General features: G+C 39.1%; 13 protein-coding genes. 10 read left to right on the top strand and 3 right to left on the bottom strand.

Translation table 11 applies throughout. The annotated features are described in order from the left end of the window. Positions 1 to 103 precede the first annotated feature (103 nt). From guaA to ACOKFD_RS00140, 6 genes are all read left to right on the top strand, one after another. Positions 104 to 1,636 (top strand): glutamine-hydrolyzing GMP synthase, encoded by a 1,533-nt coding sequence (gene guaA, locus ACOKFD_RS00115; RefSeq protein WP_422859392.1) that lies wholly within the window; start codon positions 104 to 106, stop codon positions 1,634 to 1,636. Continuing rightward, positions 1,633 to 3,774: a LysM peptidoglycan-binding domain-containing protein gene (locus ACOKFD_RS00120; protein ID WP_422859393.1), complete on the top strand. Its 2,142-nt coding sequence runs from the start codon at positions 1,633 to 1,635 to the stop codon at positions 3,772 to 3,774. Before guaA ends, ACOKFD_RS00120 begins: the two co-directional genes overlap by 4 nt. Next, the gene (locus tag ACOKFD_RS00125; protein WP_298997717.1) at positions 3,752 to 4,156 is read left to right on the top strand and encodes an OsmC family protein; all 405 of its coding nucleotides are present in this window, start codon (positions 3,752 to 3,754) and stop codon (positions 4,154 to 4,156) included. The genes ACOKFD_RS00120 and ACOKFD_RS00125 overlap by 23 nt, the downstream gene beginning before the upstream one ends. Next, positions 4,144 to 4,671: a DUF922 domain-containing protein gene (locus tag ACOKFD_RS00130; RefSeq protein WP_298997719.1), complete on the top strand. Its 528-nt coding sequence runs from the start codon at positions 4,144 to 4,146 to the stop codon at positions 4,669 to 4,671. The genes ACOKFD_RS00125 and ACOKFD_RS00130 overlap by 13 nt, the downstream gene beginning before the upstream one ends. A gap of 47 nt (positions 4,672 to 4,718) precedes the next feature. Next, positions 4,719 to 5,522: a helix-turn-helix transcriptional regulator gene (locus tag ACOKFD_RS00135; protein WP_422859394.1), complete on the top strand. Its 804-nt coding sequence runs from the start codon at positions 4,719 to 4,721 to the stop codon at positions 5,520 to 5,522. Between the two features lie 78 nt (positions 5,523 to 5,600). Beyond that, a complete protein-coding gene (locus ACOKFD_RS00140) occupies positions 5,601 to 6,668 on the top strand; it encodes a serine hydrolase domain-containing protein (protein ID WP_422859395.1) in 1,068 nt (355 codons plus the stop codon). On the opposite strand, the gene ACOKFD_RS00145 is transcribed toward ACOKFD_RS00140, so the two are convergent. After that, positions 6,665 to 7,528 (bottom strand): hydroxypyruvate isomerase family protein, encoded by an 864-nt coding sequence (locus ACOKFD_RS00145; RefSeq protein ID WP_422859396.1) that lies wholly within the window; start codon positions 7,526 to 7,528, stop codon positions 6,665 to 6,667. The two genes, ACOKFD_RS00140 and ACOKFD_RS00145, sit on opposite strands and share 4 nt — an antisense overlap. Positions 7,529 to 7,572: 44 nt before the next feature. Between ACOKFD_RS00145 and ACOKFD_RS00150 the strand changes: the two genes are divergently transcribed. Beyond that, entirely contained in the window at positions 7,573 to 7,815 is a 243-nt protein-coding gene (locus ACOKFD_RS00150; RefSeq protein ID WP_422859397.1) for a DUF3820 family protein, read from the top strand. Here ACOKFD_RS00150 and ACOKFD_RS00155 read toward each other — a convergent pair. After that, positions 7,812 to 8,567 carry a hypothetical protein gene (locus ACOKFD_RS00155; protein WP_422859398.1) on the bottom strand — a complete coding sequence of 252 codons (756 nt, stop codon included), beginning with the start codon at positions 8,565 to 8,567 and terminating at the stop codon, positions 7,812 to 7,814. The genes ACOKFD_RS00150 and ACOKFD_RS00155 overlap by 4 nt on opposite strands. A gap of 210 nt (positions 8,568 to 8,777) precedes the next feature. On the opposite strand from ACOKFD_RS00155, the gene ACOKFD_RS00160 reads away from it, so the two are divergent. The 3 genes from ACOKFD_RS00160 (at position 8,778) to ACOKFD_RS00170 (ending at position 13,022) form a co-directional block, all read left to right on the top strand. After that, a complete protein-coding gene (locus ACOKFD_RS00160) occupies positions 8,778 to 10,409 on the top strand; it encodes a CTP synthase (RefSeq protein WP_422859399.1) in 1,632 nt (543 codons plus the stop codon). A 67-nt stretch (positions 10,410 to 10,476) separates the two neighbouring features. Next, the gene (yidC, locus tag ACOKFD_RS00165) at positions 10,477 to 12,360 is read left to right on the top strand and encodes a membrane protein insertase YidC (RefSeq protein WP_422859400.1); all 1,884 of its coding nucleotides are present in this window, start codon (positions 10,477 to 10,479) and stop codon (positions 12,358 to 12,360) included. A gap of 95 nt (positions 12,361 to 12,455) precedes the next feature. After that, a complete protein-coding gene (locus tag ACOKFD_RS00170; RefSeq protein ID WP_422859401.1) occupies positions 12,456 to 13,022 on the top strand; it encodes a DUF6515 family protein in 567 nt (188 codons plus the stop codon). A 273-nt stretch (positions 13,023 to 13,295) separates the two neighbouring features. On the opposite strand, the gene ACOKFD_RS00175 is transcribed toward ACOKFD_RS00170, so the two are convergent. After that, positions 13,296 to 15,812 (bottom strand): fasciclin domain-containing protein, encoded by a 2,517-nt coding sequence (locus tag ACOKFD_RS00175; protein WP_422859402.1) that lies wholly within the window; start codon positions 15,810 to 15,812, stop codon positions 13,296 to 13,298. Between the last annotated feature and the right edge of the window lie 3 nt (positions 15,813 to 15,815).

Here is a 15,815-nt window from a genome sequence, read left to right on the forward strand (position 1 = left end):
TATCTTTATGCCAATTAACCACAACTTTTTTAGTTAACAATTCCCTTGAATAAATATCAGGAAAAGATACTTTTTCAACTGGGTCAAATTGCTATTTTTGCCCATGCAAAACAACGTACTTATCCTTGATTTTGGTTCCCAGTACACACAGTTGATTGCAAGACGTGTTCGGGAACTCAACATTTATTCAGAAATAAAACCTTTCAACAAAATCCCTGAAGATTTGTCCCAATACAAAGCGGTAATTCTTTCAGGTTCTCCACATTCAGTGCGTTCAGATGAACCTCCACACCCTGACTTGTCTCATATCAAGGGTCAAAAACCCCTTTTGGGAATTTGTTACGGGGCGCAATATTTAGCTCACTTCAATGGAGGCAACGTGGCACCTTCCGCAACTAGAGAATATGGTAGAGCCAATTTGACATCCATTCATACAGATGATTCTTTTCTAAAGGGTATTTCTAAGGGAAGTCAGGTTTGGATGAGCCACAGCGATACCATCAAGGAGCTACCTGAGAACGCCACTTTATTGGCCAGTACCGATGATGTGGAAAATGCGGTATATCGTTTTAAAAATGAAAATACCTATGGTATTCAATTTCATCCAGAGGTGTACCACACCAAAGAAGGGACTCAGTTACTCGAAAATTTCTTGGTCAACATTGCAGGATTGGAGCAGGACTGGACCCCAGATGCATTTGTAGAAACAACAGTGAAAGAACTTCAGGACGAAATAGGTTCCGATAAAGTCATTTTGGGTCTTTCGGGCGGTGTAGATTCCAGTGTGGCCGCTATTTTACTGCACAAGGCCATTGGAGATAGGCTACATTGCATCTTTGTGAATAATGGATTGCTTCGAAAAAATGAGTTTGAAACCGTTTTGGAACAATACAAAGGTATGGGGCTAAATGTCAAAGGAGTGGATGCTTCGGCACGTTTTTTGGAAGCTTTGGCAGGGGAGTCCGAACCTGAAAAGAAAAGAAAGATTATTGGTGGAGTGTTTATTGATGTTTTTGATGATGAGGCCCATCAGGTTGAAAATGCAAAGTGGTTGGCACAAGGAACCATTTATCCGGATAGGATTGAATCGGTTTCTGCCAGTGGAGGACCATCGGCAACCATAAAAAGTCATCACAATGTAGGAGGGCTGCCGGATTATATGAAATTGAAGATTGTAGAACCTTTAAAACTCCTTTTTAAGGACGAGGTTAGACGAGTAGGGACAAGCATGGGTATGCCCACTGGTATTTTGGGAAGGCATCCTTTCCCAGGCCCTGGATTGGGTATCCGTATTTTGGGTGACATAACCCCAGAAAAAGTATCTATCTTACAAGAAGTGGATGCCATTTTTATTGAAGGATTGAAGAAATGGGGACTTTATGATAAGGTTTGGCAGGCCGGAGCCATGCTTTTGCCCGTAAATAGTGTAGGGGTTATGGGAGATGAACGCACCTACGAAAAATGTGTAGCTTTACGTGCAGTGGAAAGTACGGATGGTATGACAGCAGATTGGGTAAATCTTCCGTATGAATTCTTACAAAAGATATCCAATGATATAATAAACAAGGTTAAAGGCGTTAATAGAGTAGTATATGACATTAGTTCAAAGCCACCGGCGACAATAGAATGGGAATGAAAAAATATGTTATCCTTGTTATGGCCTTCTTTGCTGTGGCCCTAACAACAGTTACCGCACAGAAATTTGCAACCCACACCGTAAAGGAGGGTGAAACCTTGCAAAGTATCTCCAGACAATATCGGGTTACGCCTTTTACAATTATTCAATCCAATAAGGAAATTAAAACGGCGGAAGACATAAGACCCAATACCATTTTGATAATTCCATTGGATGGTAAGACAGTTAAGCAGGAGGAAACAAAAGAAGAGGTTGAGGAACAAGAAGAAAAACCTTTAGGTTTTTCCAGACATCGGGTTAGAAAAAGAGAAACCCTATATGGTCTTACGGAACGTTACAAGATTACCGAGGAACAGCTGAAACGCTACAACAGGCAGTTGTATTCAGAACCCCTCAAAAAAGGAATGGTGTTGCAAATACCCAAATATCCAATACCGGACCCTAACGAAGAAAAAGAGTTGGATTTTGAGGTGTATACTGTACAACCCAAAGAAACCCGATGGAGCATAGCACATAAATATGGGATTTCAGTGGATAGTTTGGTCGTTTTGAACCCGGAACTAGCTACAAGCAGTGATTATCTTGCCATTGGACAAGAGCTAAAACTTCCAAGACCTAAAGGAGATAGCCTAGAGAATCAAAAAATAGACCTCTACACTTCGTACACCGTACCATCTAAGCAAACGCTCTACAGCCTTGGCAGGGAGTATGGAATTCCATCAGATTCCATTTTAAAGCTCAATCCCGAAGTGGTTCAGCAAGGGGGTTTAAAGGAAGGTATGGTATTACGACTTCCAAAAAAGAAAAACCTTTCAGGTGAAGTTAATACGGAAAATTTCATTTTTTATGAGGTTAAGCCCAAGCAGAATATTTTCCGACTTACACAAAATTTAAATATCTCCAGGGACGAACTTTTTAGTTTAAATCCGGCTCTGGAAAACGGACTTAAAGCAGGAATGGTACTTAAACTGCCTAAGAATAAATCCGAAGGACTGGAAGTTAAAAATGCTCTGATTTTAGATAAGGTGAATTTACAGGATAGCATCAAATTTCAAGAACCACTTAATGTGGTATTTATGCTTCCGTTTCGTTTGGACCGTATCAATCTTAATGATAAAAAGAAAACAGAAGGTCAAATAAAAACTAGAAGGGATTTGGCGTTGAGCCTTGGTTTTTATTCTGGGGCTATGGTAGCGTTGGATTCTATCAAGCAGCTTGGCGTTTCCGTCAATGTAAAAACCTTTGATACCCAGTTGAGCCAAACCAAGGTAAAGGAAATCCTTTTGCGAGAGAATCTATACGGTACAAGCGCAGTAATTGGCCCAATTGCTTCAAGTGCTTTGGATGAAGTCGCGGTTCAAGCAGCTTCACAAAATATCCCGGTCATATCTCCTACGGCTTCAAAGAGTGCATTGGGGCATAAAAACGTATTTTATTCAGTTCCTAAAGAAGAGATTCTCAGAGCTAAGATGTTGTCGTATTTGAACAAAATTCATAAGAATGAGAATGTGATAATTGTGGCAGATTCTTCCCATACTGCTGCTCATGATACGATTTTGTCCATGTTTCCGGCAGCACAGATTGCCAGGGTAATTGATAATAAATCACTCCATTTGGATAGGTTTTTGATTCAACTTTCCGAAGAAAAGGAAAATTGGGTTTTCTTAGAAACTGACCAAGCCAATATGGTTTCCAGTGTCAGCTCTATTTTAAATTCTGCCAATACTGAAGAGATCAAGGTGAGAATGTTCACTACCAGCTTTAACAATGCTTTTGAGAATAATGCAGTATCCAAAACACATCTTTCCAATTTAAAATTCTCTTACCCTTCATTTTATAAAGAGGGAGACAATGACGCCTTTACCAAAGCGTATCGCAAACGTTTCAGAGGGGTTAAGCCCGACAGGTATGCCACAAGAGGCTTTGACCTAACGTTTGATATACTTCTAAAACTGGCGCATAAGAACAATCTCTTTGAAACCTCCAAAATTGTGGGGTCTACAGAGTATTCGGGCAATAGTTTCGATTATTATAAAGATTGGTCTTCAGGTTACCATAACCATGCAGGCTACATTATGGAATATGATAGTTTACAAATAAAACAAGTACAATTGGATGACCTCAAAAGTAACTTATAAAGGTAGCCTTAGAACCACCTGTCTTCACCTTCGTTCCGGTAACGAATTTATTACTGATGCCCCTGTAGACAACAATGGGAAGGGAGAAGCTTTTTCCCCAACTGATACCGTAGCTACAGGTCTGGCCAGTTGTATGCTTACCATGATGGGTATTAAAGCCAGAGATTTGGAAGTGGATTTAGCAGGATCAACCGCTGAGGTTACGAAACATATGGCTGCGAATCCTAGACGAATATCCAAAATTGAAGTAAAGTTGGAATTACCCGAATCGGTTTCAGAAAAAAACAGAAAGATTTTGACCCATACAGCGAATACCTGTCCTGTTCACTACAGTTTGCATCCAGATATTGAGAAGGTAATTGAATTCCATTGGATAAAGTAGTTTTCATACTATGTTTCCTTTTTCTTGGATTTTCAGGATTTGCCCAGGAGATTGAGGAAAGTATTCCTTGGAGTAAAGACCTGAGGTTGACTTGGAATGATTTTAAAGGAAAAATTCCCCCTGCGGCTGACCCGGCCGCGACGACTGCAAGTGGAATTAGCTATAAGTATTCTGCCAATCTTATTCATCATGAAGTGCATTTGGATTTTGAAGTAAATGCATTTTTCTATCCAAACGAATCTTGGTATAAACCCGAGGTATGTGATGACCTGGTCTTGAGTCACGAACAATTGCATTTTGATATTACCGAGCTTTTCGCACGTAAAATGCGGGAAAAGTTGAACCGTACTTCATTTTCGGATAACGTCAAAGCGGAAATACGGAAGATTTACAAAGACATTCTAAAAGAATTAAGAGAATTCCAAGAGTTATACGATTGGGAGACCAATTTCTCCCGAAACAAGGAAAAACAATTGGAGTGGAATAAAAAGATTGCAGAAGCTTTAGGGAAATAAACTATCGCGCTTCTGTAACATTTTCCAAAAAATGAACTCTTCATACTATGAAGATTCGAAAAAGCGGTGTCTACTACGGAATTAAAAAAACTGAGCTGAAGAATTTTGGTTTTTCAGTCTCTGAATATGACTATCACCTACCGGAAACTGATTGGCATTACCATGAGAACCCCTATTTCATGTTTGTGCTCGGAGGTAATGTAAAGGATTTAAATAAAAAAGGCTCAAGACTATGTCCTTCTGGAAGTTTCTTATTTCTTAATTGGCAAGAAATCCATAAGAATACCAAAGAGTCTTCCCATGCAAAGGGATTTCATATTGAATTAGATAGAAATTGGTTTAAAGAAAAGGAGTTGGACCTTGGATTATGGGAAGGAAGTAAAATGATTACCCACCCTAACTCACATCATACCCTCGCCAAAATTTATTATGAATTTAAGGTTGATGATGTTTTCACTTCCCTTGCATTAGATGCCTTGGTTTATCAATTATGTGATAGTTTGTGGGAAAACGACAAGCATATCCATAAAATGGAACCTGGTTGGATAAAAACTTTGGAAGATTTAATCTATGATGGTGAGGATATACTCTCTTTAGAAAATCTAGCAGCAAAATTAGGAATACATCCGGTGCATCTGTCTAGAAGCTTTCCAAAATATCGTAATGTAACTCTTGGCGAGTACATCAGAATGCACAAAATAAAGAAATCCCTTCCCGCGTTGATTAACTCCAAGTTTTCTCTCACTCAGATTGCATATTACTCTGGTTTCTCGGACCAAAGTCATTATACACGAACATTTAAAAAGTATTTCAATACCACACCACTAGTTTATAGGCAAGCGTTTAAATAATGAAATTCACCTCATGTTAATTTCATTCTATTATAAGTTTTAAAAGGGTAGTTAATTCGTGTTGTAAATAAAACAAACATGATAAGATTACTAATTTTTGTATGCTTTGCCCTTGTTGTTGAATCGGTACAAGCCCAATTGGATTTTTCAGATGAACATAGAATTTCAAGCACCTTACTTGATGAAATGGTCGACAAAGTAGAAAAAGGTGACTATGAAAACATTACGAGCGTTTTAATTGCCAAAGATGGAAAGCTGGTATTTGAGCAGTACTTCAACGGAACAGACCAAAATACAAAGCACAACACAAGGTCGGTAACCAAGACTATGGCGACCCTTCTTACGGGTATTGCCATTACTAAAGGGTACATTGAATCTGAGAAAGAATTAATTTCTAAATATTTAAAACCTAGAAACCCTATCAAGAATCCAGATGCAAGAAAAGATAAAACTACTATTGAAGACTTGTTGACCATGAGTTCCATCTTTGAATGTAATGATGATAATTTTTTCTCTAGGGGAAACGAAGAGCGTATGTATATAGTTGAAGATTGGCTTCAATTCTTTTTAGACCTTCCCGTACGTTCTTACCCTTTTGGACCCAAACCGGATGAGTCTCCTTATGGTAGGGTTATGAGCTACTGTACTGCAGGAGCAGCGGCCATGGCGGAGGTGGTTGAATCTGCTGTTGGACAATCCCTTGATGAATTTGCCAAGAATGAACTTTTTGAGCCATTGGAAATTAAGGACTATAATTTACATCATACTCCATTAGGTTTATTGAATACCGCTGGAGGAAGTGAATATAGAAGCCGTGATTTACTTAAGATGATTCAATTGCTTGCTCAAGATGGCAAATGGAATGGAAAGAAAATAATAGACAAAGAATGGGTGAAAAAGGCAACTTCCGTTAAAGTGAATGCTAGAGAAGGAGTTGATTATGGCTATTTGTTGTGGATGAAATCCTTTGGAAAGGAAACGAAATATGATGCATACTATATGTCCGGAAATGGCGGACAAAAAGTACTATCTCTCCGTGAAAAAGATGTTACCGTGGTAATTACAACTACAAACTATGGTAAGAGAAAAGCACATGGGTATACAGATACCTTGATGAATGATTTTATTGTGCCGGCAATGGATTAAACATCACATCGTACAAATGCGTCCTTTAAAGCAGCAATTTTATCTTCCCATGTCACAATGAATTCTTGGGCTACATACCCTTTAAAACCAGTATCTAACACAGCCTTGATAATTGCGGGATAGTATAGTTCTTGGGTTTCATCAATTTCGTTTCGCCCTGGAACTCCAGCCGTATGATAATGCCCAAAATACGGGTGGTATTCTTGAATGGTTCTAATGATATCACCCTCTTGAATTTGCATATGGTAAATATCGTAGAGTAACTTAAAGTTATCGCTACCCAGTCTTTTGCACAGCTCCACCCCCCAGAGGGTACTGTCACACATATAGTCTGGATGGTTGATTTGATTGAAAAGTTCCATTTGAATGACCACACCATGTTTTTCCGCCAAGGGCAGTATTTGAGAAAGGCCATCCACACAATTTTGCAAACCCACGTAGTCATTTATACCTCTACGGTTTCCACTGAAACAAATGAGATTGGTATAGCCAGCGTCTGCAACTTTGGGTATTATTTCGGTGTAATTCTTTATTAGAGTTTCATGATACTTAGGGTCATTCCATCCTTCGGTAAGACTTATTTCCGCTCCGTTGCACATAGAGCAATGAATGTTGTATTGTTTTAAAAGTGGCCAGTCTTTGGGGCCTATCAAATCTATGGCCCTGATACCAAGTTCATTCAACACTTTCAGAAAATCCTCCAAAGGCAGATGATTAAAACACCATTGACACACACTGTGGTTAATGTTGTTCTTTAGTTTGAATTCTTTTTGATTTTTTACTTCCTGACCTAAGACAGAAGTTGAAATCAGACTAGCTGTTCCTGCTGCGGTTGCTGAAATGAAATTGCGTCTTTTCATGAAACAAAGATTGTTCGAAGAAAGATAGTACTTTAGGCCTGTAAATGGAAATACAACCCAACAAAGAAGAGCTTCTTCAATTGGCTCATTATAAGATGCCTTTCGGAAAATTTAAGGATGAGTACTTGGTAGATTTACCACTTCCTTATTTGGTTTGGTTCAAACAAAAAGGATTTCCAGATGGTAAATTGGGTCGGTATTTGGAAACCATGTTGACCATAAAGGACAATGGTTTGGAGCCAATCATACGAAAACTCCAAAAAGAATTCCCTAAAGAAAAAACCTAGTTTCTAGCTAGCTCTATAATAAGGACGCCAGTAGCATCTAACTCAAAATCATTAGTTGGTACCGTCTGTTCAAAATCGGTTTGCAATATCAAGGTATTTGCCGTCAACTCATTAATTACAAAAGTGCCATTGCCTTGGGTGTTGTCGCTTATTACAAGTTCATCATTGATCATTTCCCAGCTTCCATTGGTAAGAGGACTATCAAAAGTGGCTTCTTCCGTAAAGTTTAAACTCAGAAAAGAGAATTCAATCACATTGGTATATTGTCCCATACCTTGTATGACATTGGGATTTTCCTGAAACGAAATATTCACATCTTCATCTTTTGATGTTGAGGTAAAAGGAAAATTGATTGTAGACCCATTAAAATCGGTAGAGGCCTGTCCATCATTAACAGTGGCACTCACCAATCTCCAATCTCCAACTAACATCGCTTCAGAAGAATCCTCATTGGAAGAATCATTGTCGTTGGAACTGTCTTCTCCCTCAGTATCATCATTAGAAGAGTCGTCATTGTTGCCATCATCATCACCATCATCCGAATCACTAGAATCATCATCTGTGCTATCCTCATTTCCATCTTCTGTAGTATCAGAATTATCTTCGGAGTCATCAGCTGAGTTTTCTTCGTTTACAATTTCTTCATCTTCGCCTATTATTGAATCTATGGTTTCATCATCATTGCTGCAAGAAACAATGAACAAACCCATAACGAGAATTAGAAAGGAGCGGGTAAAATCAATCTTTTTCATACTAAATTTTCAGATTTTCTAAAATCAACTTCAAAAGGCAATATAGAATTTTAACTATTCGGGTAGTTTATATCTAAGTTTCCAAAAGGTTAAACTATTTGAATGTAAAACTTGTTTTTTATTGAGGTCGGGTAGAATTATTTTCCTTACAAAAACGCTCCATTTATTCTTCAATTTGTACCTTTACATCCCGTAATAGAAATCCCATTCATGTCGCAGACAAAATACATTTTCGTTACGGGGGGAGTAACTTCTTCTTTAGGAAAAGGAATCATCGCCGCATCTTTGGCCAAACTGCTTCAGGCCAGAGGTTATACGACCACAATACAGAAATTGGATCCCTACATTAATGTAGATCCAGGTACGCTTAATCCTTATGAACACGGTGAGTGTTACGTAACGGATGATGGGGCGGAAACTGACTTGGATTTAGGACATTACGAACGTTTTTTGAACGTACGTACCTCACAGGCGAATAATGTAACCACAGGAAGAATTTACCAAAGTGTTATTGAAAAAGAGCGACGTGGTGAATTTTTAGGCAAAACGGTCCAAGTAGTACCTCATATTACCAACGAAATAAAGGAACGTATCCAAATTTTGGGCAAAAGTGGTGATTACGACATTGTTATCACAGAAATTGGAGGAACAGTGGGTGATATTGAATCCTTACCCTATATAGAAGCAGTACGACAATTACTTTGGGAATTGGGAGATAACAATGGAATTGTGGTGCACCTTACCTTGGTTCCTTTCTTATCTGCAGCTGGGGAACTTAAAACCAAACCCACGCAACACTCGGTCAAAACATTGATGGAGAGTGGAATAAAGGCTGATATTTTGGTCTGCCGTACCGAGCATGAAATATCCGAAGACATTAAAAGAAAGCTGGCGCTGTTTTGCAATGTAAAGCAAGAAGCGGTCATTCAATCCATTGATGCATCCACTATTTATGATGTTCCTTTGTTGATGCAGGAGGAAGGATTGGATACCGTGGCATTGGAAAAACTGGCTCTTCCAGATGATAAAGTTCCAGGACTCGATCTTTGGAAGCAATTCTTAAATCGTCATAAAAACCCTAAGAGTAAGGTTACAATAGGATTGATAGGAAAGTATGTGGAGTTACAAGATTCCTACAAGTCCATTTTGGAATCTTTTATCCATGCGGGTGCCGCCAATGAGGTGAAGGTTGAGGTACGCTCCATTCACTCTGAACATATTTCCAAGAATGATGTGGATAAAAAGATGATGGGCTTAGATGGTATTTTGGTCGCACCAGGCTTTGGGGAGAGAGGTATTGAAGGTAAGATATTGGCAGTGCAATATGCCCGTGAAAACAATATTCCTTTTTTAGGTATTTGTTTGGGTATGCAGATGGCGGTCATTGAGTTCGCTAGAAATGTACTTGGTCTTGAAAATGCCAACTCCACCGAAATGGATGACAATACTCCTTATCCCGTTATTAATTTAATGGAGGAACAAAAGTCAGTAACCAATATGGGTGGAACCATGAGATTGGGCGCTTGGGATTGTCAACTTCAGAATGAAACTTTGGTGCAAGAGGTATACGGCCAGACCGAAATTTCGGAAAGACATAGGCACAGATTCGAATTCAATAACGACTACAAGTCCCAAATGGAAGAAGCTGGCTTGGTAGCTTCTGGTTTTAATCCCAAAACAGGTTTGGTGGAAGTGATAGAGATTCCTTCACATCCGTGGTTTGTTGGAGTTCAGTACCATCCTGAATATAAAAGTACCGTAGCAGACCCACATCCTTTATTTGTAGGATTTGTGAAGGCAGTTTTGATGCAAAAACAACAAACTAATGCCAGTTTGGCATAAACTGCGCTTTTGGACATATATTTGCCACCGATATTGCCAAGTTAAAAGATATTACTAAATAACTTTCATGGAGGAAAAGAAGCTGGACATCAATTCCATAATTGGATTTGTGTTGATTTTTGGGATTCTGATTTTTATGTTCTATCAAAATCAGCCTACACCAGAGGAATTGGAAGCTCAAAAAGCGGAGCAAGAACAGATTGAAGCCGAGGCCAAAAAAGTTGAGGAAGTAACCACTACAAAACCTCAAGAACCAAAAAAGATTGTTGATACAGCAGATTCTACAGCTGTAGCTTCATATAAGAATCAGGTAGGTGCGTTTGGATTTACGCGTGTTTCCGAAGAGACCACCACTCTTGAAAATGAGTTGTTATATCTGGAAGTGGCCAATCAAGGAGGGCAGATTGTAGAGGTGAAAATGAAAGATTTTGTGACCTATGACTCCATTCCGGTGTTTTTGGTGAAAGATGGCAACGCCAGTTTTGCTTTAAATTTTGCGACCAATGACAATAGGACGTTAAGTACGGCTGATTTGTTTTTTGAACCTAATCTTTCCAAAAACGGGGATACCCAAGTACTTTCCATGAAAGCCAAGGTGTCCGAAAATCAATTTTTGGAATATAGATATGAAATGAAGCCAAACGATTACTTGGTAGATTTCACCATTCGTTCCCAAGGACTTAACGGTATTATCAGCAATAGTCGACCCATTACTTTAGAATGGAATCTAAAAGGTATTCGACATAACAAAAGTGTCCAATATGAGAATAGATATACGCGTCTGACCTATAACCATGATGAAGGAAAAATCAGCAAACTCTCTGAAAGCAGCAAATTGGATGAAGAGACTGAAGCGGATATAAAATGGTTATCCTATAGACAACACTTTTTCAGTTCCATTCTCGCCACAGATAACCATTTCAAAACTGCTGACCTGATTTCCAAAAACTTAGTTGAAGAGGAAAGTAAGGATATGCTTTTCACCAAAGAGTATAGCACCAAAGCCCCGCTGGAGCTTCAAGGTGGTGAACTGTCCCAGAATATGCACTGGTATTATGGCCCTACAGATGTAAAAATATTGGATGACTACAAAGATTTGGGTCTAGTGGAATCCATTCCTTTTGGTTGGGGAATCTTCGGATGGATAAACCGATATGTGTTTACACCTTTCTACGGTTTCTTAAGTTCATTTTTACCTTATGGAATTGCCATTATCATAATGACCATAGTAGTACGTTTGGCATTATCTCCGGTAACGTATAAATCCTATTTGTCTCAAGCCAAAATGAAGGTATTGAAGCCAGAGATTACTGAAATTAATGAGAAGCATAAGGACAATGCGATGAAGAAACAGCAGGAGACCATGAAGCTGTACAACAAGGCAGGGGTGAGTCCTATGAGCGGATGTATCCCGGCATTGCTGCAATTGCCCATTTTCTATGCGCTTTTCATGTTTTTCCCAACTTCTTTTGAGTTAAGACAAAAATCATTCTTGTGGGCGGAGGATTTATCTTCCTACGATACCATTTTCGAATGGAGTACACATATTCCTGTTGTTTCGAGTTTTTACGGCAATCATGTAAGTCTGTTTCCTATTTTGGCTTCTATTGCCATCTTCTTTTATATGACACTTACCACGGGGCAGACCATGCAAATGCAACAGCAACCGGGAATGCCCAATATGAAGTTCATTATGTATTTGTCTCCTTTGTTCATGCTGATTTTCTTTAACAACTATGCCAGTGGTCTGAGTTTGTATTACTTTGTTTCTAACTTGATTACCATATTTATCATGTTGGCCATAAAGAACTACATTTTGGATGAGGATAAAATCCATGCGCAGATTCAAGAGAATAAAAAGAAACCTAAAAAGGAGAACAAGTTCCAGCGTAAAATGCGTGAGATGATGGAGCAAGCCGAAGCCCAAAAGAAAACAGGAGGTCGCGGATAAGTATACAAAGCTGTCAATTTCTTCGTTTTTATGATTATAGGATTAAACCTTTGATGTTAATCAGAGTCAAACCAAAAAATCATAAACACGTTGCCATGAAATATATAAATCTCATTCTTTTTTGCTTTTTGGTATCTTTTTTTGGACCCATGGAATCTGTTGAGGCCCAGGTTACTGTCAATAGAACCGTGGTCAGAACTTCTAGGGTAAATAGACCTGCCAAACGACGAATTCGAAGACAAAACCGAAGAATCTATAGAAGGACACTAAGACGTTTGCCAGCAAACACGCGTGCCATTCGTTATAGAAGGGTAAATTATTATCCAGTAGGAGGTATGTTTTACGTTAGACAGCGTGGTGTATACTTCAGAACCTTTCCCCCAAGAGGATTTCGCCTGAGGGTTTTGCCAGCGACTGCAGTGGTAATCAACGTAGGCGGTGTGAACTATAACTATGCTGATGGAGTTTTTTATCAACAAGTAGAAGATTCCTATGAAATTGCTACTCCACCTATTGGAGCGGTTTTAGATGAATTGCCCGAGGATGCCGAAGAAATTAATTTTGATGGAGTTACTGCCTATGAACTGAATGAAGCTGTTTATCAGGCCGTAGAGGAAGGTTATGAGATAATTGATGTTCTAGAAGAAGAAATAAAAGATTAGAAACGCGTAGCAATAAAAAATGCCCTCTTTTGAAGAGGGCATTTGCATTGATAGGTATAGTTTGGAAAGATTTGGGACTTCAAAGATGCAGCACAATCGTCGGTTAAAAAATTAATAGTTGTAAAAGGAAGGGTTTTGTATGGTAAAAATCATCCTTTTGATGTCTCATCGACGAACGGTTTTTTTTCCAGATAAAAGAACTCCCTTTATCGAAATAAAGGGAGCTTCTTTAATAATAAAATACTTACAAAAAAGTCTATTCACCTTAAATTTTTAGTGCAACGCATCCAAAACTTCTTGAGGTAAAAGAACTTTGTTGATTATATGTACAATTCCATTGCTTGCTACATTATCAGCTCCAATCACTTTGGCATCCACATGGGTCTTGTCGCGAATGAAGAGTTGGTCGCTTCCATTTCTATGTTTGAAGATTGCAATTAAATCTTCGCCCTGTACGGTGTGAAACCTTTGGTGATTTCTTATATCGCTTGACGCTACCGCATCTCCTGAAACTACATGATAAGTAAGTACCTTTGCCAAAAGTTCTTTTTCCGCAGGAGTATCAAAATCTGCCAAGCTATTAAAGTTGTCACCTAGAGCGTCCAATAAATCAGCGAAAGCCTGATTGGTAGGAGCAAAAACGGTGAATGGACCATCTCCACTCAAAACGCCCACTAGACCTGCATCTGCTTGTATTAATGCATCAACCAATAAGCTTAAATCATCCACGGATTGAGCCAATTCAACAATATTCGGGGTAGGAGGAGTCAAAGCATCCAAGGCCTCTTGTGGTAGCAATACTTTATTTATAACATGCACTACACCGTTACTGGCCTCAACATCCTGGAGCACAACGGTGGCATTATCATCGGTGGCATCTTCAATATGTATTGTGTGGTTTTTTATGTTGATGCCCACGCTTTCTCCTTGGAAAGTTGGAATCTGCTGTCCATCTGATAAATCCGTAGAGAATGCAGCTGTACCGGCTACTACATGATATTTAAGAATGGTGACCAATAAGTCCAATTCCGCTTCAGTGTCAAAATCCGATAGGCTGTTAAAGTCATCACCTAGGGCTTCCAATAAATCAATAAATGCTTGGTTTGTTGGTGCAAACACTGTAAATGGACCATCTCCACTCAAAGTTTCCACCAATCCTGCATTGGCAGCAATCAGTGCATCTACCAAAATGCTTAAGTCGTCAGTTTCAATAGCAATTTCTACAATGTTCTTCAGTTGTAGTGAAGCCACAAAATCCAGAGCTACTTGTGGTAAGAGAACTTTATCAATCACATGAACTACACCATTACTGGCTTCTACATTAGGTAATACCACAGTGGCATTATCATCCGTAGCATCGATAACATGCACAGTATTGTTTTTCAAATTGATACCAAGCTTATCTCCAAAAAGAGTTGGGATTTGTTGTCCATCAGTCAAGTCTGTAGAGAAGGCAGCAATATCTGGCACAACATGATACGTTAGAATATCAATAAGTAAATCAATTTCTTCCTGAGTATCAAAATCGGATAAACTGTGGTAGTCATCACCTAAAATATCCAAGAGATCAATAAATGCTTGATTGGTAGGAGCAAAAACGGTAAAGGGACCTTCTCCGCCCAACGCTTCTACAAGCCCGGCATTTGCTGTCTGTAAAGCCTTTACTAAAAGACTTAAATCGTCGGTTTCGATAGCAATTTCAACGATAGTTTTTAATTGAAGGGTAGCTACAAAATCCAGAGCAGCTTGCGGCAATAAAACTTTATCTATGGTATGGGCTACTCCATTAGAAGCTAAGATATCCGTACCTGTGATGTTCGCGTCAACATCTGAAGCATCACCAATTACGAAAGTATCACCGGAGGCAATTACGGAAATAGAATTTCCTGCGAAAGCAGTTCCAACATCGCCAGCAGCTAAATCTGCTTCTAGCACTTGGGCTGGAATTACATGATACAATAAAATGTTACGAAGCAAATCGATTTCCTCTTCAGTATCAAAATCATCCAATGAGGAGTAATCATCTCCTAGAATATCCAATAAGGCTACGAAGGCGTCATCTGTAGGTGCGAAAACTGTAAAAGGTCCATCACCATTCAAAGTATCTACCAATCCAGCTTTGATAACCGCCGCTTCCAAAAGTGATAGTGCGTCTGTTGCGACTACAATATCCACTAGGGTTTCAGAGTCAGGAGGTGTCAATGCATTAATAACTTCTTGAGGCAACAATACCTTGTCTATGACATGTACAACGCCATTTGAAGCAGCAACATCGGGTATGATTACTTCGGCATCTGTTTCTGTAGCGTCTCCTATGAATACCTTATCGTTTTTGGTTATGGTCACATTTTCTCCTTGTACCGTTCCGATGGTTTGACCATCACTTAAATCAGTGGACGCCGCTGCAGTTCCGGATACAACGTGATATTGTAAAATTGTCGCCAATAGCGCTCTTTCTTCTTCGGTGTCAAAATCTTCTAGTTTGTCAAAGCCATCTAAGCTTCCAAGTAATGCTGTGAAGGCTTCATTAGTAGGTGCGAATACAGTAAAAGGACCATCTCCGTTTAGTGTTTCAATTAAATCTGAATCATCGTTTAGGTCTGCTGTGGTCAAAGCCGCAACTAACGAATCAAGAGCATCATTGCCTTGGGCCGTTTCTACAATGTTTTTTTGATTTTCAATCACCATTTCCGCTAGGGCTTGTTCATCATCATCTGAACAGGCGATAAATGTGAATAACGCAAGGAGCGTTAAAAGGAGTTTGCTCCTTAGGTGTAGCACTTTTTTCATTTC

This window comes from Flagellimonas ulvae, assembly GCF_049333175.1.
Lineage (GTDB): Bacteria > Bacteroidota > Bacteroidia > Flavobacteriales > Flavobacteriaceae > Flagellimonas.

Coding starts and splice junctions, on each gene's coding strand:
- guaA (WP_422859392.1), top strand. CDS start 104: ATGCAAAACAACGTACTTATCCTTGATTTTGGTTCCCAGTACACACAG.
- ACOKFD_RS00120 (WP_422859393.1), top strand. CDS start 1,633: ATGAAAAAATATGTTATCCTTGTTATGGCCTTCTTTGCTGTGGCCCTA.
- ACOKFD_RS00125 (WP_298997717.1), top strand. CDS start 3,752: ATGACCTCAAAAGTAACTTATAAAGGTAGCCTTAGAACCACCTGTCTT.
- ACOKFD_RS00135 (WP_422859394.1), top strand. CDS start 4,719: ATGAAGATTCGAAAAAGCGGTGTCTACTACGGAATTAAAAAAACTGAG.
- ACOKFD_RS00140 (WP_422859395.1), top strand. CDS start 5,601: ATGATAAGATTACTAATTTTTGTATGCTTTGCCCTTGTTGTTGAATCG.
- ACOKFD_RS00145 (WP_422859396.1), bottom strand. CDS start 7,528: ATGAAAAGACGCAATTTCATTTCAGCAACCGCAGCAGGAACAGCTAGT.
- ACOKFD_RS00150 (WP_422859397.1), top strand. CDS start 7,573: ATGGAAATACAACCCAACAAAGAAGAGCTTCTTCAATTGGCTCATTAT.
- ACOKFD_RS00155 (WP_422859398.1), bottom strand. CDS start 8,567: ATGAAAAAGATTGATTTTACCCGCTCCTTTCTAATTCTCGTTATGGGT.
- ACOKFD_RS00160 (WP_422859399.1), top strand. CDS start 8,778: ATGTCGCAGACAAAATACATTTTCGTTACGGGGGGAGTAACTTCTTCT.
- yidC (WP_422859400.1), top strand. CDS start 10,477: ATGGAGGAAAAGAAGCTGGACATCAATTCCATAATTGGATTTGTGTTG.
- ACOKFD_RS00170 (WP_422859401.1), top strand. CDS start 12,456: ATGAAATATATAAATCTCATTCTTTTTTGCTTTTTGGTATCTTTTTTT.
- ACOKFD_RS00175 (WP_422859402.1), bottom strand. CDS start 15,812: ATGAAAAAAGTGCTACACCTAAGGAGCAAACTCCTTTTAACGCTCCTT.